The 25,233-nt window shown below is 66.9% G+C and carries 24 protein-coding genes; 11 read left to right on the top strand and 13 right to left on the bottom strand.

Annotated features, from left to right (window positions below):
- Positions 1–2: 2 nt before the first annotated feature.
- Entirely contained in the window at positions 3–2,018 is a 2,016-nt protein-coding gene (locus ARADN35_RS0119140) for a TonB-dependent receptor plug domain-containing protein (RefSeq protein ID WP_241777034.1), read from the bottom strand.
- 203 nt (positions 2,019–2,221) lie between these two features.
- Complete coding sequence (locus ARADN35_RS0119135) at positions 2,222–6,181, bottom strand: WG repeat-containing protein (protein WP_010465003.1); 3,960 nt, start codon at positions 6,179–6,181, stop codon at positions 2,222–2,224.
- Positions 6,182–6,443: 262 nt separating this feature from the next.
- On the opposite strand from ARADN35_RS0119135, the gene ARADN35_RS0119130 reads away from it, so the two are divergent.
- The 5 genes from ARADN35_RS0119130 (at position 6,444) to ARADN35_RS0119110 (ending at position 9,803) form a co-directional block, all read left to right on the top strand.
- Complete coding sequence (locus tag ARADN35_RS0119130; RefSeq protein ID WP_010465001.1) at positions 6,444–6,857, top strand: YciI family protein; 414 nt, start codon at positions 6,444–6,446, stop codon at positions 6,855–6,857.
- A 43-nt stretch (positions 6,858–6,900) separates the two neighbouring features.
- The gene (locus ARADN35_RS0119125; protein ID WP_010465000.1) at positions 6,901–7,437 is read left to right on the top strand and encodes an SRPBCC family protein; all 537 of its coding nucleotides are present in this window, start codon (positions 6,901–6,903) and stop codon (positions 7,435–7,437) included.
- Positions 7,438–7,499: 62 nt separating this feature from the next.
- On the top strand, positions 7,500–7,907 hold the full coding sequence (locus ARADN35_RS0119120; protein WP_010464999.1) for a VOC family protein: 408 nt from the start codon (positions 7,500–7,502) through the stop codon (positions 7,905–7,907).
- Positions 7,908–7,926: 19 nt separating this feature from the next.
- Positions 7,927–9,243: an RNA polymerase sigma factor gene (locus ARADN35_RS0119115; protein WP_010464998.1), complete on the top strand. Its 1,317-nt coding sequence runs from the start codon at positions 7,927–7,929 to the stop codon at positions 9,241–9,243.
- A gap of 32 nt (positions 9,244–9,275) precedes the next feature.
- On the top strand, positions 9,276–9,803 hold the full coding sequence (locus ARADN35_RS0119110; RefSeq protein WP_010464997.1) for a GFA family protein: 528 nt from the start codon (positions 9,276–9,278) through the stop codon (positions 9,801–9,803).
- Positions 9,804–9,836: 33 nt separating this feature from the next.
- Here ARADN35_RS0119110 and ARADN35_RS0119105 read toward each other — a convergent pair whose 3' ends face one another.
- From ARADN35_RS0119105 to ARADN35_RS0119090, 4 genes are all read right to left on the bottom strand, one after another.
- Entirely contained in the window at positions 9,837–10,331 is a 495-nt protein-coding gene (locus tag ARADN35_RS0119105) for a ribonuclease HI family protein (RefSeq protein ID WP_029414193.1), read from the bottom strand.
- A 3-nt stretch (positions 10,332–10,334) separates the two neighbouring features.
- A complete protein-coding gene (locus ARADN35_RS0119100) occupies positions 10,335–10,592 on the bottom strand; it encodes a DUF3297 family protein (RefSeq protein ID WP_010464995.1) in 258 nt (85 codons plus the stop codon).
- A 109-nt stretch (positions 10,593–10,701) separates the two neighbouring features.
- Complete coding sequence (locus tag ARADN35_RS0119095; RefSeq protein ID WP_029414192.1) at positions 10,702–11,283, bottom strand: NnrU family protein; 582 nt, start codon at positions 11,281–11,283, stop codon at positions 10,702–10,704.
- Between the two features lie 200 nt (positions 11,284–11,483).
- Entirely contained in the window at positions 11,484–12,095 is a 612-nt protein-coding gene (locus ARADN35_RS0119090) for a 3'-5' exonuclease (RefSeq protein ID WP_010464991.1), read from the bottom strand.
- A 225-nt stretch (positions 12,096–12,320) separates the two neighbouring features.
- Between ARADN35_RS0119090 and ARADN35_RS0119085 the strand changes: the two genes are divergently transcribed.
- The 4 genes from ARADN35_RS0119085 to ARADN35_RS0119070 all read left to right on the top strand — a co-directional run bounded on the left by ARADN35_RS0119085 (position 12,321) and on the right by ARADN35_RS0119070 (position 16,049).
- Positions 12,321–12,893 (top strand): LysE/ArgO family amino acid transporter, encoded by a 573-nt coding sequence (locus tag ARADN35_RS0119085; protein WP_244265931.1) that lies wholly within the window; start codon positions 12,321–12,323, stop codon positions 12,891–12,893.
- Between the two features lie 169 nt (positions 12,894–13,062).
- Positions 13,063–14,490 (top strand): serine hydrolase domain-containing protein, encoded by a 1,428-nt coding sequence (locus tag ARADN35_RS0119080; RefSeq protein WP_010464987.1) that lies wholly within the window; start codon positions 13,063–13,065, stop codon positions 14,488–14,490.
- Between the two features lie 56 nt (positions 14,491–14,546).
- Entirely contained in the window at positions 14,547–15,578 is a 1,032-nt protein-coding gene (locus tag ARADN35_RS0119075; protein ID WP_035197625.1) for a M28 family peptidase, read from the top strand.
- A gap of 186 nt (positions 15,579–15,764) precedes the next feature.
- Positions 15,765–16,049, top strand: a complete 285-nt coding sequence (locus ARADN35_RS0119070) for a hypothetical protein (RefSeq protein ID WP_010464982.1) — start codon at positions 15,765–15,767, stop codon at positions 16,047–16,049.
- A 155-nt stretch (positions 16,050–16,204) separates the two neighbouring features.
- Here ARADN35_RS0119070 and ARADN35_RS0119065 read toward each other — a convergent pair whose 3' ends face one another.
- The 6 genes from ARADN35_RS0119065 to dinG all read right to left on the bottom strand — a co-directional run bounded on the left by ARADN35_RS0119065 (position 16,205) and on the right by dinG (position 22,445).
- Entirely contained in the window at positions 16,205–16,972 is a 768-nt protein-coding gene (locus ARADN35_RS0119065; RefSeq protein WP_100199450.1) for a hypothetical protein, read from the bottom strand.
- 134 nt (positions 16,973–17,106) lie between these two features.
- Positions 17,107–18,378 (bottom strand): extracellular catalytic domain type 1 short-chain-length polyhydroxyalkanoate depolymerase, encoded by a 1,272-nt coding sequence (locus tag ARADN35_RS0119060; protein WP_010464978.1) that lies wholly within the window; start codon positions 18,376–18,378, stop codon positions 17,107–17,109.
- 59 nt (positions 18,379–18,437) lie between these two features.
- The gene (locus ARADN35_RS0119055) at positions 18,438–18,863 is read right to left on the bottom strand and encodes a CopG family transcriptional regulator (protein WP_010464976.1); all 426 of its coding nucleotides are present in this window, start codon (positions 18,861–18,863) and stop codon (positions 18,438–18,440) included.
- Positions 18,864–19,140: 277 nt separating this feature from the next.
- Positions 19,141–19,644: a pyridoxamine 5'-phosphate oxidase family protein gene (locus ARADN35_RS0119050; RefSeq protein WP_010464975.1), complete on the bottom strand. Its 504-nt coding sequence runs from the start codon at positions 19,642–19,644 to the stop codon at positions 19,141–19,143.
- 204 nt (positions 19,645–19,848) lie between these two features.
- Complete coding sequence (locus ARADN35_RS0119045) at positions 19,849–20,208, bottom strand: zinc ribbon domain-containing protein YjdM (protein WP_010464974.1); 360 nt, start codon at positions 20,206–20,208, stop codon at positions 19,849–19,851.
- 62 nt (positions 20,209–20,270) lie between these two features.
- Complete coding sequence (gene dinG, locus ARADN35_RS0119040; protein WP_010464973.1) at positions 20,271–22,445, bottom strand: ATP-dependent DNA helicase DinG; 2,175 nt, start codon at positions 22,443–22,445, stop codon at positions 20,271–20,273.
- A 270-nt stretch (positions 22,446–22,715) separates the two neighbouring features.
- On the opposite strand from dinG, the gene ARADN35_RS0119035 reads away from it, so the two are divergent.
- Together ARADN35_RS0119035 and ARADN35_RS0119030 are read left to right on the top strand one after the other, a co-directional pair.
- Positions 22,716–24,035: a hypothetical protein gene (locus tag ARADN35_RS0119035; RefSeq protein ID WP_244265925.1), complete on the top strand. Its 1,320-nt coding sequence runs from the start codon at positions 22,716–22,718 to the stop codon at positions 24,033–24,035.
- Between the two features lie 105 nt (positions 24,036–24,140).
- Positions 24,141–24,437, top strand: a complete 297-nt coding sequence (locus ARADN35_RS0119030) for a hypothetical protein (RefSeq protein WP_010464971.1) — start codon at positions 24,141–24,143, stop codon at positions 24,435–24,437.
- 58 nt (positions 24,438–24,495) lie between these two features.
- On the opposite strand, the gene ARADN35_RS0119025 is transcribed toward ARADN35_RS0119030, so the two are convergent.
- Positions 24,496–25,200 (bottom strand): HAD family hydrolase, encoded by a 705-nt coding sequence (locus tag ARADN35_RS0119025; protein ID WP_010464970.1) that lies wholly within the window; start codon positions 25,198–25,200, stop codon positions 24,496–24,498.
- Positions 25,201–25,233 lie beyond the last annotated feature (33 nt).

Below are 25,233 nucleotides of genomic sequence, written 5' to 3'. Positions count from 1 at the left end.
GCTCAGAACGCGTAGGTGAGCTTGAGCCGGTAGGTCCGTCCATCCTGCCGGATCGACGCTTCGCGGATCTCGTACGAGGCGGGGTCCGCAGCGCGGTGGTTGAACAGGTTGTACACGCCCATCGATACGTCCACATCCGCAAAGCGCTTGGTGTAGACGATATTGGTGACGATGGAGCCCGGCAGGCGCGAACCCGTGAGGGTTCTGCGCGCGCCTACGGCAATGGCCTCCACCGCATACTGACCCGGTTTGCCCGGGCCTTGCGCGCCCAGCGCCAGGGTGTCCGACCACTGTGCCTTGAGCAGGTGCCGGGGAGAATTGGTCAGTGGCTCCGGGGTGCTGGTGTCACGCGCCTTTTGCCAGCCATAGGCCACGCGCAGGCGGGAGCCGCCTTGCCAGCGCTGCTCCACCTCGGCTTCCAGGCCCTGAACCCGCACGCGGCCGGTGTTGCTGAACGTGAGCCTGTCCGGCACGCTGGCATCGCCCAGCGAGATCAGATCGGTCACCTGCGATCGGAACGCCGTCAGCAGCATGCGGGTGGCGCCGGTGGGGGCGTGTTCGAGGGCCAGCTCCGTGGTGCGCACCTTTTCTGACCGCAGGTTGGTGGTGCTCATGATGCCGCCGGGCAGGTCCACGCGGTAGTCGCGCTCGTAGGCATTGGGCGGCCGGTAGGCCGTGCCATGCAGCAGCTTGAGGGCGGTGGAGGGGCTCCACCAATACACCAGACCCAGCCGTGGATGGAAGCTGCCCGCGCTGCCGGACTGCTTGCCCCAGCGCAGCCCGGTGTGCAACGTGAGCGTGGGGGCCAGTGCAAATTCATCCTGCACGTAGATGCCCAGTGCATCGCCTGTGCGGCTGGCGTCGAGGTACTGCGCGGGTGGGTCCAGGTCGATGTTGAGTTGCTGGACGCGCGTGTCGCGCCGGTAGTCAATGCCCCACGCGAGCTTGTGGCGGGCAATTGCCGTGCTGACCCATTGCCCGTCGGTGCCCCACCATTGCCCGGTGCCGATGTCGCGGTTGAGCGTAAGGGGCGGATAGTCGTACGCGTAGTCGCCCACGAAGCGGTAGCGCCCCGCATGCACGCGGCCGGTGAATGCCAGCGAGGGCGACAGCTGGCTCGTCATTTCGGCCGCCAGGCGGGTGGTGGTGTCGATGTAACGTGAGCGCGGGTCGTTGAATGCCTGGGAGAACGAGGCTGTGGGCGTGCCCTTGGTGCGTTCGCCATGGGCCAGGGTGAGCGTCAGCCCTTCCCGCTGCATCCGCGCAAACAGCTGGGTGCTGCGGTCAAAATCTAGGCGCTGTGCGATGCCGTGGTTGCTTTCGGGCGCATCGAACGCCGAAAAATACTGGTCGGCGCCCCGGCTGCTCGAGCGTGTCACCGCGACGAGCCAGTCGCCGCCTTGGGTGTCCACCGTTCCCAGCGAGAAGCGGGCCTTGGCGCTCCCTTGGCTGCCAGCCTCCACGCTGAGCTGCGGCCCGGCCAGCTGGCGGCCGTTGCGCGTGATGACGTTGACCACGCCAAAGAACGCATTGGCCCCATATACCGCCGAGCCAGGTCCGGGCACGAATTCCACGCGGTCCACCAGGTCCAGATCGAGCGGAAAATCCGTGCCGATGGTGGCCTGGTCGTAGAGGTTGTCGTTGAAGCGCACCCCGTTGACCAGCAGCAGCACCCGGGTGTTGTAGTCGCCCGGCGTGGCAAATCCGCGTGTGCCGAGGTAGTGGTAGGAGCGGTCGTACGAGACATACAGCCCGCGCATGCTGCCCAGCACTTCGGCCAGCGTGCGGTAGCCAAAAAGCCGGATGTCGTCTGCGGTCACCACGCTCACCACGGCGGGTGCTTCCAGGGCGGTTTGCGCATACCGGCTGGCCGTCCGGACCTCCATTTGCATGAGCTGCTCGAGCGGAAGCTGGGCGATGTCCTCCTGCGCAGCTGAATGGCATGTCCAGCCGCACAGCAGCGCCAGCGCCACCCGCTGTGCCCGCTGCGTCGTTCGTGGGTCCGATCCTCTTTTCATGGGCTGTGCACCCGCTGTGGTGGGGGCCCGCGCATGCGGGCCCTGGCGTTCTGGAGGTTCGTGAATCGGTGGGGCGAAATGTTTACAAAGTGTATCAATCGCCGGGCTTCCACAGGCCCTCTAGGGATCAGTGATGACCCTAGGGAAGATGTAAAAGATGGGCGCTGCCTGCCCGGTGCCGTGCCCCTTTCAGTGGCCTGCGCCTACTCTGCGGCTGCAGAGCCCTCACGGGCTGCAAATGCCTGCCCCACGCGGCGGTACAGGCGGCGCCAGCCGAACACGTACACCACCACCAGGGCCGCGGTGATGGCGAGCCAAGGGCTCCAGGGGCTGGAAGCCACAAAACGCCACGCCCAGTACAGCTCCGAAAAGCCCATCAGTGCAAAGGTGCCCAGCCCTATCCACGGGCCTTCGGCCCGCCAGGCCGCGACCGAGACGAACGCATGGCCCACCAAGGCTGCGAGGCCCAGCAGCAGGTGGGCCACCAGTGCCAGCACCGGCCGTTGCTCGAACCACCCCGCTAGCCCCCGGAGGGTGGGGGGCGTGTCTGACTTGGCGGTCAGTGCGGCCTGCATCACAAACGCTGCCAGAAATCCCTTGTGCTGGAGCCTGCGTGCCGTGGTGTCCTGGCCTTGCAGGGCCGAGCCCACCACGCGCCGCGACAACCAGTCGCCCAGGTCGCCACCCGCGCGTGGCCGGTCTTCTTCCTGCGCATCCGGGGGGAGCTGGGCCATCGCTTCGCGCGCCTGTGCACGCAGGGATTCGGGCACGTGTTCCAGCGCGCTGGGGCTGCGGCGCAGCGCGTGCGCACAGACAGCGACGGTGCGCAAGGTCTCGGGCACCTGCTCCAGGTGCCAGCCACCGTCCTGCACGTGGGCGATGCAGGCGTCCTCGCTGAGCATCCGGGCCGGTATTTGCGCAAAGCTTTTCACACCCTGCCGCAGTGCGGTGGCGTAGCGTGCGGGTGTCATGAGCCGCTTGGGCACAAAGCGCACGGTGTCTTCATCGGCGGCCAGCGCGGCGTCCACCATGGCGTGGGTAATGCGTTCACGCGGCACATCGGCCAGCGTGCGCGGGTGCGACTGCAGCTGTGCAATCAGCGTGGCGTCGTCGGCTGCATGGGCCTGGGTTTGTGCCAGGCTTTGCAGCCAGCGGGTGTCCTCGGCATCCTCCCATTGCGCGGTGTACGGGGACTGCAGCGACAACACCGTAGAGGCTTCGAGTGCGGCCTCCTCGGTACGGCCCAGCGCTCGGTAAACGCTGGCCAGGATGTAGCGCGGATGCTCTTCGTGGCGTACGCGGTCGAGGCTGAGGCGCGCGTCGGCCATGGCGCCTTCAAGGTCACCCGCCCACAGCCGCACCCAGGCGCGTTGCACATGCCAGTGGCTGCCCTCGCGGGGCTCGCCGTCCCGGTGGGCCTGGGCCAGGTCGTCCTCGACGAGGCGGGTGGTGACTTCCTCGCGCAGCGCAGCGGGCACGGAGGGAAACATGTCCCAGCGGTCGTGCAGTGCGGCCACGCACACATCCACGCTGCGCAGCGCCAGTGGAATCTTGTCCAGCGATAGGCCGTTGGCGCGCGCCGAGGCCAGGCACAGCGCGGGGGTGAGCATCCCGGCCGGGATGTGCTCGATCAGGCAACCATAGTCGTGCCGCACCGCGCGCTCGGCCAGCGCGGGTGTGATCTTGTGCGGGTCGATGTAGCTGATGTTGTAGATGTCTGCTTGCAGTGCCGCCTGCTCCACCGCATCGGTGCGCAGCCAGTGCGCAAGGTCCTTGAGCGGCGCCTGCGCCCGCACGGCCTTGAGCGCCAGCTCTGGCGTGAGCAGGCAGCCCCATACGTCGCACAGGCTGTTGTGGTCCCAGGTGGTGGGAATGCGGCTGTTGCGCTCGTCGCGCCAGTCCCATTCGGGCTGGCCGGCATACAGGCTGCGTGCCAGGGCCAGGGCTCCGGCGGTCATGCATTCGGGCGGGATGTCGGCAGCCTCGCGCAGGCCCCGGCGCACCAGTGCTTCGAGCCGCGCGGGGGTCTGCCAGGCCGGAGGCACATATTCCAGCGCTGCCACTTTCGCTGCCAGGGCGGTGTCCACCATGGCATCGTCCAGCCACTGCGCAGGCACATGGGCGATGGCGTAGCGGTCGCTGCGCACAGCCTGCAGCCACCCGTCACGGGTCTGGGGTGGGTGCGTGGCCGATGCGTCATCGGGCGGTTGGCTGTGCAATGCCGGGCCATCGCTGTCGGGACCTTCAGGCTCGTCGTCGTCGCTGGGCGGTGCCGTGGCGGGGGCCGCCGTGCGGGTGCGCTGCGCCAGTTGCAGTGCGTCGATGCTGGGCGCGGCCATGAGCCACAGCTCCCACCACACATCGCCGTCGCCCGAATCCGAATGCTTGTACAGCGTCAGCCACTGCTCGCGCGCCTCGTGCAGGGCTCCGCCGTCGCCTGGCAGGGGCTTGGCCAGCGCCACAGGCCAGGCCTGGGTGTAGTCGCCCCGTCGGTGCCAAGGTGCGGCGTGCTCCGGGTTGGGGTCGGCAGCGCCAAAGCGCACGGTCAGCTGCTGCACCATGGCCAAGCGGGCTTCGTCCACCGCGCGGTTCAGGTCGGTGCACAAAAACTCGTAGGGCCCGTTGTGCGACTCGCTCAGGTAAGCGCGCATGACCCGCCGCACGACCACGGTGCGGTCGGCCTGCATCTGGTCGGGGTCTTTCTCCTCGTCGTCGTCATCCTCCTCGCCGTCGGCGGGTTCGTCGGGCGCGAGTTCGTCGCCTGCGGCCAAGCGGTGCAGCCGGGCTTCGGCATCGGCCAGCAGGTCCATGGCCAGCGGCACGATGCCGTCGAGTGATTCCAGGTTTTCCAGGTGCTCGGTGAGCGGCGCGTTGAAGAACGGGACCGGGGGCCAGCAGTTCTCGCGCACGCCGCTGCGCCACAGGGGCGTGCCCTCGGCGTCTAGCAAGGCCACCTGCTGTCCGTCGTAGTGCGCACGCCAGGCGACGGCGCCCTCGCCGTCGATAAAAGCCAGCTGCCCGTCGCGGGTCAGAAAGGGCACCAGCGGCGTGTCTGGCGGGTGTCCCACCAGCCAGCCCTCGCCATCGGTCAGCGGCTCCAGCAAGTGGTCGGGGGCGGGCACGAAGCGGCCGTCCGGGTGCAGCAGCCCCCAGTGCGCCGGGGCGGCTGCCGTGGCATCGGCCGCACCCTTGCGCACGGCGGCGGCGGTGCGCACCACGGCGTAGCCGCTTTCCGCGGAGAAGTCCGTTCCGTAGCTCAGGGGCGGCGTCGCAAGGGGCTTGCCGTCCGCCATGAGAAAGCCCGTGCCGTCATAGCTGTTGGCGGCCACGCCGCAGGCCATGCGCCGCGAGAGGTGGCGCCCGCCCTTCACAACCGCCTTGCCGCGCGCGTTGAGGTAGCCGTGGCCGTTGTCCCAGGCGTTGGGTTCGTCGAAGAAGGCCAGGCCCTCGGCGTTGAAGGCGTCGATGCGCGGGTAGCGGGGCTCCAGCACCCAGCGGCCCTGTGCGTCGATGAGGCCGTAAGTGTCGCCGTCCAGCGAGGCGGCTGTGGCGCTGGATTCGCCAAAGGGCCGCGCTTCGCGAAAGCGTGGCTCGATCACCCAGCGCCCCGTGCGGTCCACGAAGCCCTGGGTGCGCTGGTTGCCCGCCTTCTTCCACAGCGTGGCGCGCGCCAGGCCGTTGGCGCCAAACGGGCTCAGCTCGTGGAACACCTCGTCACCGGTGGTGTGCCCCGCGCGGTCAATGATGCGCCAGGCATCCTGGCCAATCTGCACCGCACACAAACCGTTGCGAAACGGCTGGGCGTTGTCGAACGCGGGGGGAATGACCACCGTTCCCGCCAGGTCCACGAAGCCCCAGCGTCCGCCGTCGCAAAAACGCGCCAGCCCATCCTCGGAAAAACTGCGCGCGTTCTGCAGCGTGGGCGGCACACGCCACCGGCCTTCGCCATCGATGTAGCCCCACAGCCCGCTGGCGGCCCGGGCGGCGCCGATCCAGCCGCCACGCCCGTCAGCCCAGAAGCGCAGCACCTCGGCCAGTCCTTCGGGGGGCACCACGGCCCGGCCCGGATGGACGATGACCAGCGCCAGGGTCTGGTGGCTGGGCGTGAGCGGGATGCTGGCCAGCCAGGGGGGTGTCGGTTCGGTGTCGTTGTGGCTGGTCATTGTGTGGTCGGGGTCCCTCGCGGGGCATCCTACCGAGGCATATCGCGATGGCCGGTAACCATTTGCACGGCTTGGCGGATACGCCACAGCGGTCTTCACCGGAGGCCTTGACGACCCTCTCCAGCCTGCCAGACATCTTTTTTCTAAGTAAAAACCCTCATTCGGTCCCCAAGATGTCGATCTGCCGCAGGTTCGCTCGTCGTGGTGGTGAAGGCCACGGATTTCGCCATGGCCCGCCACTGGTAACCCGAGGAGAACCACCATGCGATTCATGATCATCGTCAAAGCCACCACGGAATCTGAACAAGGCTGCATGCCCACTGCGGCCCTCATGACCGAGATGGCCCGCTACCACGAAGCACTGGCCCATGCCGGCGTGTTGCTGGACGGCAGCGGCCTCAAGCCCAGCGCACAGGGCTGGCGCGTGCGCTACAGCGGCAGCAGTCGCACCGTGACCGACGGGCCGTTCACCGAAACCAAGGAACTCATTGCGGGCTACACGCTGATCCAGGTGCGCAGCCGCGATGAGGCACTGGAATGGACGCGCCGTTTTCCCAACCCACGCGGCGAAGGGCTGGATACCGAGATCGAAGTGCGCCAGCTGTTCGAGATGGAGGACTTTGCGGGCATCGACGGCGTGGAGCAGTTCCGCGACCTGGAAGCCCTGCGCGGCTGATGTCGCACCCCGTTTTATTCAGAACCTCTTCAAGGACCACACCATGATCAAGACCATCGCCCTCGTGCTGCTCGCCGCCATTGCGCTGCTGCTGGCCTACGCCGCCACCCGCCCTGACACCTTCCGCGTGGAGCGCAGCCGCGTGATCCCCGCGCCGCCAGAACGTGTGTACGGGCTTATCCAGGACCTGCGCCAGTTCAACACCTGGAACCCGTATGAACGCAAGGACCCTGCGGCCAAGGGCCAGTACAGCGCCACCACCACAGGCCCCGGCGCGCGTTATGCGTGGCAGGGCGACAAGGTAGGCACCGGCAGCATGGAGATCGTCGACGCCACGGCTCCTGCGCGGGTTGCGATGAAGCTCGACTTTGTGGCCCCGTTCGAAGCCCACAACCAGGTCGAGTTCACGCTGAAGCCCGAAGGGGCGGGCGGCACACGCGTCACCTGGGCCATGCAGGGCCCTGTGCCCTACCTCGCCAAGATCGCGCACCTGTTCTTCAACATGGACCGCATGGTGGGGCAGGACTTCGAGGACGGCCTGACCAACCTGCAGGCCGTGGCGCAAAAACCGGCGGCCTGAACAGCGCACCTTTGCCAAACCTCTTGTTTCCCTTTACCTTCTCACCCCTTCAGGAGCCTCCCATGCACAAGCAAATCTTCGTGAACCTGCCCATCGAAAACATGGCCCGCGCGCAGGCGTTCTTCCGCGCGCTGGGCTATGAGTTCAACCCCGATTTCACCAACGAACAAGGCGCCTGCCTGGTCGTGGGCGAGAACCTGTACGTGATGCTGCTGGTCAAGGACTTCTACCAGACCTTCACCAGCAAGACGATCGCCGACGCACGCACCACGTCCGAGGTGCTGGTGTGCTTCTCGTGCGACAGCCGCGAAGAAGTCGACGCCCTCGTTGCCAAGGCCGTAGCGGCGGGCGGCACCTCGCCGCGCCCGGTGCAGGACCTGGGCTTCATGTACTCGCGCAGTTTTGACGACCTCGATGGCCACAGCTGGGAGTTCGTGCACATGGTGGATGCCAGCAAGGCGCTGGGCTGAGCGTTCATCGAGGCCACCAATGCAAAACCCCTGCAGTCCCGATGCCGATGCCAGCGCCGATGCCCTGCACCGCACCATCGATTCGGTGTGGCGCATCGAGGCGGCGCGCATCATCGCCAGCGTGGCCCGCATGACGCGGGACGTGGGCCGGGCCGAAGAGCTGGCGCAGGACGCACTGGTGGCCGCGCTGGAGCACTGGCCCACTACCGGCCTGCCTGCCAACCCGGCGGCATGGCTCATGACCACGGCCAAGCGCCGTGCCATCGACCACCTGCGCCAGCACGCCCTGCACACGCGCGAGAACGAGGCGCTGGGCCACGACCTGGATGCGCTTGAAGCGCAGTACGCGCCCGACGTGGTGGACACCCTCATGCACGCACAGCAGGACGACATTGGCGACGACCTGCTGCGGCTGATCTTCACCGCCTGCCACCCCGTGCTGCCCACCGAGGCGCGCGTGGCGCTTACGCTGCGGCTGCTGGGCGGCCTCACCACGGTCGAGATCGCGCGGGCATTCCTCGTGCCCGAGCCCACCATCGCGCAGCGCATCGTGCGCGCCAAGCGCAGCCTGTCGGCCGCCCAAGTCCCGTTTGAGGTGCCATGCGCGGCCGAGCGCACGCCGCGCCTGGCCTCGGTGCTCGAAGTCATCTACCTCATCTTCAACGAAGGCTATGCAGCCACGGCGGGCGACGACTGGATGCGGCCCGCGCTGTGCGGCGAGGCGCAGCGCCTGGTGCGTGTGCTGGCCAGCCTGGTGCCCGACGAGCCCGAAGTGCAGGGGCTGGTGGCGCTGCTGGAAATCCAGGCGTCGCGCCTGCCTGCGCGCACCAACGCACAAGGCCAGCCTGTGCTGCTGATGGACCAGGACCGCGCGCGCTGGGACCCGCTGCTGGTGCGCCGGGGCTTGGCGGCGCTGGACAAGGCGGAGCAGCTGGCGCGCGCTGGCCACGCCTGGGGGCCGTATGCCCTGCAGGGCGCCATTGCCGCCTGCCATGCGCGCGCGCGCCGCGCACAAGACACCGACTGGCACCACATCGTGGCACTGTATGACGCGCTGCTGCAGGTGGCGCCGTCCCCGGTGGTGGCGCTCAACCGTGCCGTGGCGGTGGGCATGGCCCTGGGGCCAGAAGCTGCGCTGGCCTTGGTGGATGAACTGGCCGCAGAACCCAGCCTGCGCCATTACCACTGGCTGCCAAGCGTGCGTGGCGATCTGCTGGCCAAGCTCGGGCGCCAGGCTGAGGCCCGGGGGGAGTTCGGAAGGGCCGCCGGCCTGACGCGCAATGCCCAGGAAAAGGCCCTGCTGCTGGCCCGATCGGCTGCAGTTTCGCCAGAATGAAACCCCGTCCTCACTGACACGCCGTTTCGACCATGCCACACCCCACCCTTGCGTTCCCGCTGGAAGGAGGCTGCGCCTGCCGCCATGTGCGCTACCGCATGGAGACCGCGCCGCTGTTTGTGCACTGCTGCCACTGCCGCTGGTGCCAGCGTGAAAGCGGGGCCTCCTTTGCGCTGAACGCCATGATCGAAGCCGACCGGGTGACGCCGACGGTGGGTGCGGTGGAACTCATCGACACCCCTTCAGAAAGCGGTTTTGGCCAGAAGGTCGCGCGCTGCCCCCATTGCCAGGTGGCGGTGTGGAGCCACTACGCGGGTGCGGGGCCGCTGGTGGCCTTTGTGCGCGTGGGCACGCTCGATGCGCCCGACCATCTGCCCCCCGATGTGCACATCTTCACGGCCTCCAAACAGCCGTGGGTGGTGCTGCCGCCCGGCACGCCGGCCGTGGCGGAGTACTACGATCGTGAAGCCCTGTGGCCAGCGGCCAGCCTGGCGCGCCGGCAGACCTTGCTGCCGCGCATTGCGGCGTACCGCACGGCGATGGGGCTTGACCCCGCCTGAGCGGGCCGTACCGGGTTCCCGGTGAACGTTGGCCTAGCGTCGCTTGCGCTTTTTGACCAGCTGCCCGGATGGGGTGGCCACTTTGGGCGCCAGCCCCAGCGCAGCACGCGCCAGCGCATCGGCCGCTCCATTGTGGTGGCGCGGCACCCATTGCAGGTCCACCTGCGCAAACTGCCCCAGTGTTCTGCGTGCCTCGTCAAACAGCGGCGCCAGCCGCTCGATGGGTGCCACGGCCTGGGCGCGCCGCTGTCCTGGGGCGCCCAGTTGTTCTACCAGCACGCTGCTGTCGCTGATTACCTGCACTGTGGTCGAAGCCGCAACCACCTGTTGCTCCAACCACTGCAGCGCCCGCAGCAGTGCGCGCAGTTCGGCCTCGTTGTTGCAGCCGGTGAACGAGGTGGCTTCGGAAATGCAGTGCTGCGGGGTCCCATCAGGCCCCACCAGCAACGCCCCCAGCCCCATACGCCCCGGGTTGGGCACGGCACTGCCGTCGCAATGGACCACCCAGTGGGCGGGTTCAGCGGCCACGGCTTATTTGTAGAACGCTTCTACTTTGCCCTTGAGCTTGATCATCAGCGGCTGGCCCTTGCGGTCCACCGTCTTGCCCGCAGGCACCTTGACCCAGCCTTCGCTGACGCAGTATTCCTCGACATCGCTGCGGTCCTTGCCGTTGAAGCGGATGCCGATGTCGTGCTTGAACACCTCGGCCACATGGTGCGGGCTGCGGGGGTCCACCGACAGATGGTCGGGCAGGGGTGGTGGCGTGGTGGAGGTGGTGGCGTCGGTCATGCAGAAGGCTCTGTGTGAAAAGGCAAGAGGAAAGGAAACAAAAAACGGAAAGCGCGGATTCTCCGGGATTTGGGGCCGCAGCGGCTCGCAATGCCCCTTGAACAGGTGCCTACCGCCCCATTGGGGCCACGCCGATCAGCCAGGCATGTGCCCAGAACGCAAAGCCAGCCCAGGCCAAAGCCCCCACCACCACAGCCACGCCCGTGCCCGCCGCAGTGCCGGGTGCGTAGATGGTGTTCTGCGCCCGGTCGCGCTGCCGTGCGGCGCGAAAGCTCAGCACGGCCCACAGCAGAAAACTGCCAAACAACAGCACATCGGCCAGGTTGCCGTTGGACAGCAGATGCGCCAGCGCCCACACCTTCACGCCCAGCACCATGGGGTGGTGCAGCCGGGCCTTGAAGGCATTGCGCGGCACATAGGTGGCGGCCAGCAAGACGAAGGCCATCAGCGTCAGCAACGCTGCGGCGTGCCGCATGCCCAGGGGTGGCACCCACAGCACCACGGGCTGCTGCCGCGCCAGGCCATAGCCCCAGACGATGAGCGCCAGGCCCACGGCTGATGCCAGCGAATACAGCCCTTTCCACGGCCCCTCGCCCAGGCGCGCCAGCGTTTGCGTGCGCCAGCCGTCGGCCACGATGCGCACCGAGTGCACGCCCAGAAACAACACCAGCCCAAGCACCAGAAACCACATGGCAAAGCCTTTCATCGAGGATCGAATATTTCGGATTGCGTTGGCATCTGCCCGGCAAGGTGGTCGCAGTGCCTGTGCATCAGTATGCAGGGATTTTTCGGAAAAATAATAGCAAAAAATGCCGGTGGCGCTTGTCCATCAAGCGCTGATAGCTATTATTTTGATAGTGATTGGCCCTGCGTGACAACGGCAGGCCTCCATCACACCACCGCATGCTGCGCCAGCAGCGCCTCCACCTTGGGCTTGGCGCATCGCTGCAGCGTTTGCAGCAGCGCGTAGCTGGGCTCCGCCACCCGCCAGCGCGTGCGCAGGTCGTGCTGCATGCGTGCCAGCAGCGCCGCCGCCATCTCTGCATCGGCCAGCGCCCGGTGGGCCTGCCCCGTGCGTGGCAGGCCGTGGTAGTCCACCAGCGTGCCGAGTTTGTGGCTGGGCGCCTGCGGGTACAGGCGCCGTGACAGCAGCACGGTGCACGCAAACGGCTGCGGCGCGGGCAGCCCCGCCAGGGCCAGTTCGGCCTGCCAGAACTTGCTGTCAAACGACGCGTTGTGCGCCACCATGGGCGCACCGCCCACAAAACGCGCTGCGTCCTGCATCACCCCTGCCGCATCGGGCGCCGCGTTCACCATGGCATTCGTGATGCCGGTGAGCTGGGTGATGAAGGACGGGATCCATACCCCGGTTTTCAGGAGGCTTTGAAACCGGTCCACCACCTGCCCTTCTTCCAGCAGCACGATCGCCACCTCGGTCGCGCGTGCGCCCTGGCCAGGCGAGATGCCGGTGGTTTCAAAGTCGATGACGGCGATGGGGGGCATGGGTGGGGCGCGTGGCTTTGGGGGACATATTGTCCGCGGTGTGGGTCGGGCCGCCTCTCGTCGGCACCAGGGCTCCAAGATACAGGACAGGCTCGGGGCCCTTGCCGCGAGGGCCTTATGATCATCGCTCTTCAAATCGTCCGGTTCAGCTTGAGAGGTTGTCGGTAAGGCGCCGACATGATTGACCTCTCTACCTGGTTGCAGGGCTTTGTACTTGGCTTGGGCGTGTTCATTTGCCCAGGCCCGAAGGATGTCCTGATCCTTCGCGAAGCACTGCGTGGACGCTCTCCGGCCCAGCTGATTGCTGTGGGCTGCGGCAACGATGCGGTGCTGATTGCCCTGGGGCTTCTCGGGCTGTCTGCTGCGCTCCAGGCGGAACCTGCATTGCGGTTGGCCGCGCAGGTGCTTGGCATTGCGCTTTTGGTCCTGCACGGCGGGTTGGCAGTGCGCAACGCCATGCGTGCCTGTCCTGCCGCGTCATTGAATGACGTCGCCGCAGCGGCCTCCGGATCGCACGGATTGCACCAGCTTCTGTTCGTGTCGTTGCTCAATCCAGCGGCTTGGCTGGACACGGTACTGATCATCGGAGCAGTGGGCGCAGCGCTGCCGGCAGAGACCCACTGGAGCTATGCCACGGGCGCGGTGAGTGCCTCGCTGGTGTGGTTTTCGGTATGGGTTTTGGGCGCACGCAAAGCGCAGCGATTCATGGGGGCCTCCAGCGCATGCCGAGCGTTGGATGCCAGCATTGCCCTGGCGATGTGGGGGATGGCCCTCTGGATGTCCTGGGATCTGTGGTGAAACACCTGGGGATGGCCCGCATGATTCCCTGCGGTCTGTGGTCGCGCGGCGTTGGGCATCTCGGCGTCGGCCGATGCCCGGTGGGCCTGGCCCGTGTGCGGCAGCCCTGCGGGAACGCGTGCCCTACACTGCCCATCCCTTTTTCTCGACGGATCGAGCGGAGCAACGCATGAAGAAGAACGGTACCGATTCAGCCTGGCTCAAGGCGGCACTGGACTATGTGCCGCAATGGCTGGGCCTCCAGCTGGAGCGCTTCCGCCAGCCCGGGTGTTCCGTGGCCATCGCACGCGGCGGCGAGACCCTGGCAGAGCTGGCGCTGGGCGTGGCCGATATGCGAACTGGCAAACCCCTCACGCCCCGGCACCGCCTGCGCATCGCGTCGCACTCCAAAAGCTTCACGGCCACTGGGGTCATGCTGCTGCGCGAGCAAGGAAAAATCGGCCTGGACGACCCCATTGGCCGCTATGTCGATGGCCTGCACAAGGACCTGGCCCGGGCGCGCATTGGCGAGCTGCTGTCGCACGCCGCGGGCGTCACGCGCGACGGCCCCGATGCGGGCCAGTTCCTGGACCGGCGGGCCTTTCTCTCCCGTGCAGAACTGCTGGCGGACCTGCGCGACAAGCCACCGCTGGAGGCGGGGGTGCAGCTCAAATATTCCAACCACGGCTATGGCCTGCTCGGGCTGATGATGGAGCAGGTCACGGGCACGGAGTACGCGAGCTGGATGGTGCGCCATGTGATTGATGCTGCAGGCTTGCAGGAAACGGTGCCCGACATGCCGCGCCTTGCGCGGGGCGCCCCGATGGCGGTGGGCCACAGCAGTGAGTTTCCGTTCGGCCAGCGCCTGATCGTGCCTGGCGACAACGTGTGCGACGCCATGGCCCCGGCGGCCGGGTTTGTGTCCACCGCGTCGGATGTGGCCCGCTTCTTTTCGCAGCTGGCGCCAGACAGCAAGCACAGCATCCTTTCGCCCGCCAGCCGCCGCGAGATGGCGCAGCGCCGCTGGCGCGACCCCTGCAACGTGTTCGAGTCCCACTACGGGCTGGGCACCATGCTCAGCGCGCCGGGCCCGCGTGAATGGATGGGCCACACCGGCGGGCTGCAGGGGTTTCTGTCGCGCACGGCGCGCTACCCCGCGCTGGACCTGACGGTGACCGTGCTGACCAACGCGCAGGATGGCTTGTCCACCGAGTGGGTGGACGGCATTTCCAGCATCCTGTTTGCGTTCCAGCAGCACGGCGCGCCTGCCAAAAAAGAGGCTGCCTGGGCGGGGCGCTGGTGGAGCCTGTGGGGCGCCACTGATCTGGTGCCCATGGGCAAGGTGGTGTGCCAAGTGGTGCCTGCCATGTTCGTGCCCTTCAACGCAGCAACCACCGAGCTGGCCATCACCGGGCGCGACACCGGGGTGGTCCAGAAAGCCTCGGCCTACGCCAGCCCGGGCCAGGCGGTGCGCCGCGTGCGCGATGCCCACGGCGTGCCGACCGAACTGTGGGTGGGCGGCTCCAAGCTTCTGCCCAAGGACGCGATGCTGGCAGAGGCCACCCAGCGCTATCGCAAGAGCAAGACGCGCCCGGGGCGCAGTGCCTCGCCGCAATGAGCGATGCGCCCCCGCGCATGCGCAATGGGCGCGCAGTGCCGGCGAATACAGCAGCCATGAAAACTCCACAGCTCGCCGTGCGTTTGGGTCGGAGCCTCCTGCGCATCACCGGGGCCCTCGCCGCCGTGTTCGGCCTGCTTTTGGCCGCCATCCTGGTGCACACCACCATGCCTGGCAGCTCATACCGTGGCGCGCTTCCGGCTGCCAGCGCGGACCAGCAGACGCTGGCGCAGGAGTTGCGCCGGCATGTCAACACCATTGCAGCGCAGGAGCACAACGTCCGGCATCCGGCAGCCCTCGAAGCCGCTGCAAACTATCTGGAGTCGGAACTGGCGTCTTACGGCTACCAGGTCCGGCGCCAGGAGTTCCAGGCGTTGGGCGTGAAGGTGCGCAATCTGGAGGTGACCGTCCCTAGCCAAAGCACGCCTGGCCAGCGCGTGATTGTGGTGGGCGCCCACTACGACTCGGGGCACGAGACGCCAGGCGCCAACGACAATGCCACGGGCGCCGCAGCGGTGCTGGCGCTGGCCAAAAGCATCAAGCCCCTGGGTGCCACGGCGCAGTCGGATGTGATGTTGGTGCTCTACACCAACGAGGAGCCGCCCTATTTCAAAACCTCGCTGATGGGCAGCCATGTGCATGCCAAGGCGCTGAAGGCCCGGGGCGTGCCCGTGACGGCGATGCTTTCGTTGGAGACCATGGGCTATTTTTCGGACGTTGCCGGGTCCCAAAAGTACCCTTGGCCCCTGAACCAGTTCTACCCCACGCAGGGCGACTTCATTGCCTTTGTAGCCACCCCTGGCGACCTGGGGCTGGTCCGCAAAGTGGTCCGGTCCTTTCGGTCCCACGCTGTGTTTCCGTCCGAGGGCATTGCGGCGCCCAGGCGCATCCCGGGGGTGGATTATTCAGACCACGCTGCCTACCTCGACGAAGGCTATCCCGCGTTGATGGTGACCGACACCGCCCCCTATCGCTATCCGCACTATCACACCCGCCAGGACACCCCGGACAAGGTGGATTTCGACCGGCTGGCCCGCGTGGTTCAGGGGCTGGAAGGTGTTGTGCGCGATCTCGCGCAGCAGCCCTGACGCGCTAAAGACTGAGCGAGTCGCGGGGTGGGCCGAGGCCATCGCATATCGTGGCGAAACCCTCTTGTGCGAAGAGTCTTTTTCCGGCGCCCTGTAATGGCCTGTAATCGTCAGCCAGCCTTCTCCTACCTACATTGACTCTCCCGGCCCGGCACATCGTCGAGCTTCATCTTTGAGGAGATCCACATGGCTACCACCGTCACCATCGCCCAAGACGCCACCCGCGAAATCGACCTCGGCAATTCCACCGGCATGAGCATTGCCGCTCCGGGTGCCAAGGCCAGCGTGCATGTCGACTATCAGAAGCCGGCGGGCTCCGGAAACTACAGCAGCGCGATCAAAGGGTCGGCCGGCTATGGCAATCCGTTCACCGTCTCCGCAGGTGGGACCAAGGCCGTTCCCAAGACGGATCTTGAATCCGAGCATGTCAGGGTCGGCGCCCGCGATGCCGGCATCACCGTCACCTACTGAAAAAGTCTTTCGCGAGACCGCCGGTCCTCCTGCCAGCGATGAAGCGGCTGGACTTGGTGGGCGGAGGGTCTGGTCCCTGCGAAAGGGTGGGTGGCGTAGCGGCGTCCCCGTTCATTCCGGGGGGGTGTTCAGGCCACGCGGCCTTCTCGGAGAGCCTACGCCGTGAAGGTGTAGTCCACCGGCATGCGGTGCTCGTACACCGTCTGGCTGGAGGCATTTTTCATCAACAGCCTGAGGTTGTTGACGGTGCAGGGGTCGATGATGGTGAAGTGCTTGTGCACGACCCCCGTTTCGACCTGCCGACCCGTGGTGCCTTCGTAGGTCATGTTGGCCTGCGTTTCAGGGATGACCCAGATGTCCAGGCCTTCCACTGCGTTGATGTCGTACTCGACGTCGACATCGATGCGGGTGCCTGCCTTGACTGTGGCGGGGGATGGAATGGATAGCCGGATGCCGGTGATCTCAGACCCTGTGCCGTCATTCTTCTGCGCCTCGTCCAACACGGCCTCTTCGTAAGTGAAGTCCACGGCAATGGCCTGGTTGAACACCTCCACGAAGTCCTGGTTCTTGACCACGATGAACAGCTCGCGCACGTTTCCGGCCTGCGTGAGGTGCACGGAGCGGCTGACGCGCCCGGTGCCGGGGCTCAGGCAGTCGCGCGAGCCCTCGTAGATGGAGTCGTAGGTGGTGTCCAGGATCTTTACCCAGGCGTACAGCGGCTCCCGGGGGGCGCTGTAGTGGTAGTCCATGGTCACGGTGATGGGGGCGTTGGCCTGCAGAACGCTGCCCGGCGGCGGCGAAATGGTGATTGCCGTGATCCGCAGGTTGGTCTGCGTATTGTCCTGGCGCTTGGCACGCCGCACGGCGTAGAAGATCAACCCGATGGCCACCAGGCCCGCGACGGTGATGTAAACGTTCTCCACGTGAATTCCCTCCCGCATTGCAGCTGCTGTTTCTGCTGCGCCTGGGTGTTGGTCTGTGTGGGGTGGCGCAGCTCCCGGGCGAATTATGGTGGGGCGTGGATGTGCCGGGCTCGGGTCGTCCCGACGCGGTGGTGTCAGCCCCTGGGATGCTCCAGAAAAAACCGCAGCATCTCCTGCGTGGCGCCCACGCCGCGGGGGTCGGTGTGGCTGCCGCCCGCGTGCCCACCGGCCCAGGCGTGCCCTGCGCCGTGCAGTACCCAGTGTTCTGCCACGACCGGGCTGGGCAGTGCTTTGGCTCCGGGGGGGCCGCCCGCCAGCGCATACACCTTGCGTGTGTAGCCCTGCCCGCTGGTGGACCGGCCCTTGTGCACCGTCTCCACCGTGGTTTGCCCGCCGCCCGGGGCCGTGGCGAGGGCCGAGAGCGTAGCCTCGATCAGCTGTTCCCCGTTGTGTGCATGCACGGTAGGGTCTGCATCGCCATGGAACACGATGAGGGGTGGCGGTACAAGCGCAGGGGCGCTGGCAATACCCGCAGCGGAATGGTCGAAAGCCCCTGGTTTGGCACCATTTTTCATCGCCGACAGCGCGCCCATCACGTTGTGCGCCGCACCTGCCTGCAGGCCGGAGTGCACGCCCACGGCCGCAAACACGTCGGGGTATTCGCGGCCCAGCAGTGCGGCCATGGCGCCGCCGGCCGACAGGCCTGCCACGTAGACGCGTTGCGCATCGACGGGGTGGCGCGCCATCACGTCGCGCACCATGGCCACCAGCAAGGCGGGCTCACCGCCGTCCCGGTGCTGGTCGCCGGGGCGAAACCAGTTCCAGCAGCCGTTGGGGTTGGCGCTGTGGGGCTGCTCGGGGTACAGCACCAGTGCGTTGGCGGGGGCGGCCGCGTCATTCATGCCCGTGCCGGTGGCAAAGTCCACGGGGTTCTGCGTGCAGCCGTGCAGCATCAGCACCAGGGGCATGGGGGTGTCGGCCGTGGCGCCTGGGGGCACGTACAGGTGGTAGTGGTGCGGGTGGTGCCGCAGGCCGGGGTGAGCAAACGCAACGCGGGTGAAGCTTCCGGGCGGCTCCGCCTGCGGGAGGTGGTTGGCCGCGGGGCGGGATGTGGTGGGTGCCTGGGCTTCGGCCTGGGGTGGTGGGGCGCTGCGGTCGATGACCACGGCGTCTTCCACATCCTCTGTGGCGGTGGTTCTGCGCCAGGGTGAGACATCTCCGGCTGTGGGTGAAGGCGCTTGCAAGGGTGTGGCGCCTGCGCTGGCAGGTGCCTGGGCGCTGCCGTGGCGCGCCACAGCCCCGCCCAGGGTTTGCTGGATGGCGCGGGTTGCATCGGCCAGGTGGCCGCTGCGCACCAGCTGGGTGGCTTCGCCCATCAGGCGCTTGAGGTTGAGGTTCCAGTCCATGGGGACTCCTTGTGTGGGTGGGCGCGCCAGCGGCGCGCTGCGGTCCGGGTCGGTGGTGTTCAATGCATGCGCCCTGCCAGGGCGGCTTTGACCGCTGCACTGGCATGGAACGCGCCCAATACCGTCACCGAGGCAATCGTGGCCTGCGCCAGTGCGGGCGGCACGTCGTCGTCGATGCTGGCCAGGCCCAGCACGCGGATCTCCAGCGCCTGGCCTGCCGCCTGGACGGCCTCCAACTCCGCCCGGCCAAAGCGTTGTAGCCCGAGCACAAGCATCTTGCGGGCCACCACCTGGCGCACGGCATCGTTCTGGGCGGTCAGCTGGTTGCGGATGGCGGTGCGGATGAAATCGGTCCGGTTGGCGTAGAAACCTTCCGACACCAGCAGATCGATGTGCCCCAGGTCCACAAAACCCAGGTTGATGGTGACTTTCTCGGACTCAGGCACCTTGCTGCGCGGGGGGGCGATGGGAACGATGTTGTTCATCAGTGAAACTCCATTAAACATCCATATGGATGGTGTATGGATGGCAATTGGATGCCGCAGCGCAAGGTTTCAAGTGCCGTGGCCCAAAGAAAAGGAGCCCTGGGGCTCCACGGTTTTGGCGGGATTTGCTATGAAATATGTAGCTTCCAGCGCTTTACACCAAAGCGCTGGAGCCCATTTTTCTTCAAATTCCGCGGGCAACGTTGTTGCTGGCAGCGGTGGAAGGGCGGCTGCCCCACCTTGGGGATAGAGCCGCTCCGGGCGCACCACCCACCGCTCAATACAAGGTCACTTCCTTGTGCTCGCCCAGGCTGCGCGGCGGCTCGCCGGTGATGGCAGCCTTGGCCATCTTGAAGAGCTGCACCATCTTGCTTTGGTCCACATCCCAGTACTCGGCGTGGCGAATGCGCACCGCCAGCAATGCCAGGTTGGGGTCAGACACCCCGCCCGGGAACCATGCCTTGGCCATGGGGGACCACAGTGCTTCCTTTTGCGCGTGGTCGTCCACCACGCGGGCCTGGCCCGACAGCGACACATAGCTGTCGTCGTCCGGGTTGGCATACGACACATTGACCTCGCCATCGGTCAGCAGGCGTTCATACAGTTCGCCAGACTTGGTGATGAAGAAATACAACTCGTTGTTTTCGTCGAACTGCCGGTTTTGCGTGGTGAGCGGGTGCGCGTGCAGCATGCCCGTGGAGGTGCGGTGCGTGAGCATGCCAAACCGGATGTCCTTGATGAGTTTCCACAAGGTTTCGTGGGCGGGGGTATGGTGTTGCATGGGGTCTCCGGGCGGCGAATGGCGGGTGGATGAAACAGTTCAGGTCAGTCCATTCACTTTAGGCAGCCCTCCGCGCTCCTCCTGTCAGCCCCACGCTCGCGGGGGCGTGGGCATTTGTCTCACATGGCCGGGGCCACAGCTGCCAATTGCGCCGGGTCGTAGAAGAACTGCTCCTGTGCAATCAGTTCGCCCTGCCAGCGCTGGTCACGCCTTCTTCAAAAACTCCGACTTCAGCAGCATGCTGCCCAGGTCGGTCTTGCAGTCCACGTTGTGGCCGTCGGCACCGTCGACCAGGCGGATGCTTTTGATCTTGGTGCCTTTCTTGAGCGTGGACGACGAACCCTTGACCTTGAGGTCCTTCACCAGGATCACGGCGTCGCCGTCGACCAGGGGGTTGCCGTTGGCATCGCGCACCACGCCATCGCCTGCCTCTGCGGCATCGGACTCGGCAGCATCGGCCACTTGTGGCCATTCAAACGCGCAGTCAGGGCACACATAGTTGCTGCCATCGGAGTAGGTGTTCTCCTGGCCGCATTGGGGACAGGCGGGAATGGTGTGGGGCATGGTGGGGTCCTCTCTGTCGTTGTTGTAGTGGTTGTGAAATCGGTGCTCAAAGTGTCGCCGCTTCAGAGCGGCGCGCGTTGCTCCAGCGCAAACGGCGGCAGGCCCTTGAGCAGCCGCTGGCCGTAGCTGGTACGCGTCAGCCGCTTGTCGTAGCAATACACGTGCGCCTGGTCCTCTTCGGTGCGGATGGCGCGGCCCACCCATTGCGCCAGGCGGATGGCAGTGGCGGGCACCACCAGTTCGCTGAACGGGTCGCGCCCCACGGCGCGCAGCCACTCGGCGCGGGCCTCGCCCACTGGGTCGTCGGGCGGGGCAAAGGGCAGCTTGGTAATGAACACCGACTCGCACAGCCGCCCGGGCAGGTCCAGCCCCTCGCCAAACGACTGCATGCCAAAGATGACCGAGGGCTCGCCGTTCTCCACGCGCTCGCGGTGGCGCTTGAGCAGCTGCGTGCGCGGCAGCGCGTTCTGCACCAGCACCACGCTGCGCATGGCGGTGGGCAGCGCGTCCACGGCCTGTCGCATCTGTTCGCGCGAGGTGAAGAGCACCAGCGCGCCGTATTCCACGCGCGCGATGTCGTGCAGCAGCGCATCGACCATCTCGGCCGTGAACTGCGCGGCGTTCTTGGGGTCGGCGCGTGTCTCGGCGGCAATCAGCGTGCCCTGTGCGGCGTAGTTGAAGGGGCTGGCCACCTCCAGCGTGGTGGTGGATTCGTCGCCATGCAGGCCGGCCTCGCGCAAAAAGAAATCGAAATTGCCGCAGCTGGTCAGTGTGGCCGATGTCAGCACTGCGCCGCGCACCGCGCTCCACAGGTGGTTGCGCAGCGTGGTGCCGGGCAGGATGGGGCTGGCGTGCGCCTTGACCACGATGAAGTCGCCATCCACCTCCAGCGTGAACCACTTGGCGGCGGGCACAAAGCTGCGGTCGGCGCCTTGGGGCGCATCCTGCAGCAGCAGTTGCGCGGTGGCGTGCAGCTCTTCCAGGCGCGGCGCCAGCATGCCGATCTGCGCATACAGCGTGGACAGGCGCTTGGCCTCCTCAGGCTTGTCGCGCATCTCGGCGCGCAGGGCCTTGCTGATGGCGCGCAGCGCTTCCAGGAAACCATCGGCACTCGCGGCCAGCAGGCCGAGCGGCGCGATGAGTGGCTCGGGCAGTTCACCCCGTGGCACGCGCACCCGCGCCGGGCCCCAGGTGTCCTTCTGGCTTTTGAGCGCGGGGCCGTACACATCCATCACGATGCGGGCCAGGTCCTGCAGCGTCTGCCGCAGCTGTGCCGAATGTTTGGGGATGTCGGCAATCTCTTCGACCTCCAGCAGTGCCCCAATGCGCAGGCCCCGGCTCGACAGCCGCTCGATCCACGTGATGCGCGAGAGATCCATGCTGCAGGCAAACTGGTCGAGCGCCGTGGCGGGCAGGTGGTGGGCTTCGTCCAGCACCAGCAGGCAGTTGTCCAGCTCCGGCAACACGCGCGCGCCCAGCGACGACAGCAGCAGATCGTGGTTGGCCACAATCACCTGCGCACCCACCAGCTCCTTGCGCTTGTCGTAGTAGGTGCACTGGCTGAAGGCCGGGCAATGTTTGCCGGTGCACGAGGCGCCCTCGGCCGCCACGGGGCTCCACACCTCGGGCTCGGGGGGCGTGTCCAGGCTGTCGCGGTCACCATCCCAGCCGCCCTTCGACAGGGTCTGCGCCATCGTTGAATAAAACTGGATGCGCGCCTCGGTCTCGTGCCGGGGGCGTTTGGCGCGGGTGGCGGCTTCCTCCTCGGCAAACAGGTCGTCATCGCCCTCTTCTTCGGCCTCTCCCGTGCCCGCCAGCCGGTCGAGCTTGAGCTTGCACACATAGCGCCCGCGCCCCTTGGCCAGCGCAAACTTGAAGGGCTGGGGCAGCAGCGCGGCCAGCGCGGGCAAGTCCTTGTTGACCAGCTGCTCTTGCAGCGCCACGGTGGCCGTGGAGATCAGCACCCGCGTGCCGCGCGACAGCGCCAGCGCAATGGCAGGCGCGCAATACGCCAGTGACTTGCCCACGCCCGTGCCCGCCTGGATGACGGCGATGGAGCGCGTGGGCGCCGCCTCGCCGCCCTCCTCATCCACCTTGCCCAGCGTGGCGCTGCTGAACGTGTGCGCCACCTGCTCGGCCATCAGCCGCTGGCCGGCGCGGCTGCGAAAGCCCTCGGTGGCCGACACCACCGCATCGAAAGATTCAAGGGCCTGCGCGGCCCACACCTGTTGAGACATACAGTAGTGTCGCATGCCAATGAAGGGATGGGGCCTGGCGATGCCTTGTGGCGGATGGACAGACTGGACCCCCACGGTAGCCATGAAAGAAAATCCCCGCATAGCTACAGGAGAGCAATGATGCGGGGGGGATATGCGGGGGGATGTGCGCAGAACTGCGGTTCGCCGCTGCGCGGCACGCCTGGGGTACGGGCAAGCCTTGTCCCAGGCTGGGCGGAAAGTGCGCTAGTCATCTTGCTGCGGGCGCTGGGGTTCGTGGTGCTGCTGTGCATGGGCACATCTGGCGCGTGGGCACAAAAAGCCCCGCCTTCGGCTGCCCAGGCTGACAGCTCTGCGCGCCAGCGATTGCTGGCGCAGGAGCTGGTACCGCAGCAGCCTGCCCGGTATGCCTGGGGGCGCGCGGCGGAGGCCCTGGGACAAGAGGCTGATGCGCTCTATTTGCGGCTGGCTTTGCTCGACGAATGGTTGCTCGCCCTGGAAGGGCAGCCGGCGCAGGCCGGCCGCACCATCGAAGCTGCCATCACCCATGGGCGGGGGGTCGATGCTGACGACCTGCAGCGCCGCGCGCGCAGGGTGTGGCCCTCCATCCTGAAAGCCCACCTGCGGCCGCAATGGGACATGGACGGCCCCGGTGCCCCGCTACCGTCCGAACTCGACGCCCTGGGCGCAGACATTGCGCAAGAAGGCCCCGGCCTCTGGGTGCATCGGGCCAAGGATGGGCGAGTCCGGGGCCTTTACCTTTGGCTGGGCGTGCGCAATGGACTGAGCGAGCCCGTGCCCTTGCCCGAGTTTGCGCTGCGCCTGGGCCGCCCCGGCCAGCCGGCGGCTGCACCGCTGATGCAATGCTATTTGCCCCGGTACAGCGCGCGGCAGTTCGTCCCGCCGCAGAGCACCCAGCATTACCTGTGCCGCACGGCGGAGGGCGGCTTCGGGCTGCCGCCCTCCGGTGTGGGGTGGCTGGCGCAGATGGGGGAATGGTTCAGTCAAGGGGCCACCTTGCAGACCGAACTGCCCCAGCACGACCAGGCCCTGTCGCGCACGGTCCGTATCCTGGTTCAGGTGGACAACCCGGCGGTGGACGACTTCCTGCGCGGCGCCCGTGAATCCGCCGAGATGCAACAACAGCAACAACAACGTGCCCAGGCGGCGGCAGCGGCTACCGCCACAGCGGGCAAGAAGGCGGCTGATGCAGCCAAGGCTTCCCGCCGCGCTGACGCGCCTTTGCCGCGCTGGCTCCGGCTGCTCGCGTTCTGTGGTGGCGCTGCAGGCGTCGTGTTGCTTTATGGCCTGCTCGCGCACCACGTCAGCGTTGCGGTGGCGTCCGGGGTGCTGTGGTTGGGCCTGGCCATTCCGAGCGCGATCTACTTGCGTTCGATCTGGACAATGGGCGGGACCGACGGCTGGGGCAAGCTTGTGGCCATCGTCCTGTCCGGGACCGCCATCGCGGTGCCTTTTGTGGGCACGCTCGCTGCGTACACGGTCTACAAGCTGGTGGTGAGCGCGCAGGCGCGCCGCAAGGCGATCCTCTTCTTGATCGGCGTGATCGTGGTCATCGTGCTCAATGGGCTGGAGCGGTGGTTGTTCTGGTGACAGCAGGCTCCGCACGCCCGCAGCGGCGCGGGGACTGGGCCTACAGCGCGGGGCGGCCAGCGGAGTTAGGGTGGAGGGACTCTACGTTGCATACCAAGGCCCAGCATGAAAACGACCCCCACCGCCCCCCGCACGGAAGAGGAGATCACCCCCTCCGCTCCCGTTCCCGCCCGCACCGAGCGGCGCGTGAATACCACCCAGCCCCAGCCGCAGCCAGGCAGCGGACCTGAAGACCTGAGCGGGCCCGAACCTCTCCTGCCCCATGAACGCGACGAATCGGTGGACATGACCCACGGCAAGCCCGACGTCCAGATGGAGCAGGCCTACCGCGACGTGAAGCGGGGCCTGCTGGACACAGACCGGGGGCCTCCGGCCGACAAGGCCTACCAGAAGCAGAAATAGCAAATGCTCTGAATTTAATAGCTATTCACGCTTTATAGACAAGCGTCAGGAGCCAATTTCATCTGTTTTTTGGCGTACCCGCCGCCACGAACCAGCGTGGCAAATGGTCGTGCGCCGACACCAGCGATTCGAGCACGCCATGGCTGCGCCCGGCCACATCGGCGGCGGGTTGCTTGAGGTCCGGCACGATCACCACCGCCACGCCCGCAGCCTGTGCGGCGCGTGCGCCGTTTTCGCTGTCTTCAAAGGCCAGGCACTGCGCGGGGTCCACGCCCAGGCGGCCGGCCGCCAGCCGGTACAGGGCGGGGTCGGGTTTGCCACGCGGCACCTCGTTGCCGCCGGCCCACGCCTGAAAGTGGTGCAGCACGCCCACCCGGCCCAACCGGTGCTCGATTTCGTCACGCCGCGATGATGACGCCACTGCGCACGGCACACCTGCGTGCCGCAGCGCCTGCAGCAGCGATGCGGCGCCAGGTTTGAGGGGAAACAGCGGCTCTGGCCCGCCATCGGACAGCCGCGCCGTCACATCGGCCAGCACCTGCTCGAACACGTGCGGGCCACCCAGTAGGGCAGTGAGCATGGCGTCGGAATCGGTGGACGCGCGCCCCACCACCTGCAGGTAGTCGGCCTCGGCCAGCGCAATGCCCCGCGCCCGCGCGGCGCCGATCCAGGCACGCAGGGTCACACGCTCGGAATCGACCAGCAGTCCGTCCATGTCGAAGATGGCGGCGGTGAATCCGGGACGGCGGGGGAGCTGGGGCATGTCAATGCTCTGCTATTGATAGCAATTAACGCT

This window comes from Acidovorax radicis N35 (genome assembly GCF_000204195.1).
In the GTDB taxonomy this organism is placed as follows: Bacteria; Pseudomonadota; Gammaproteobacteria; order Burkholderiales; family Burkholderiaceae_C; genus Acidovorax; species Acidovorax radicis.
The sequence above is the reverse complement of the archived record's forward strand: the minus strand, read 5'-3'. Positions and strand labels throughout refer to the sequence as shown.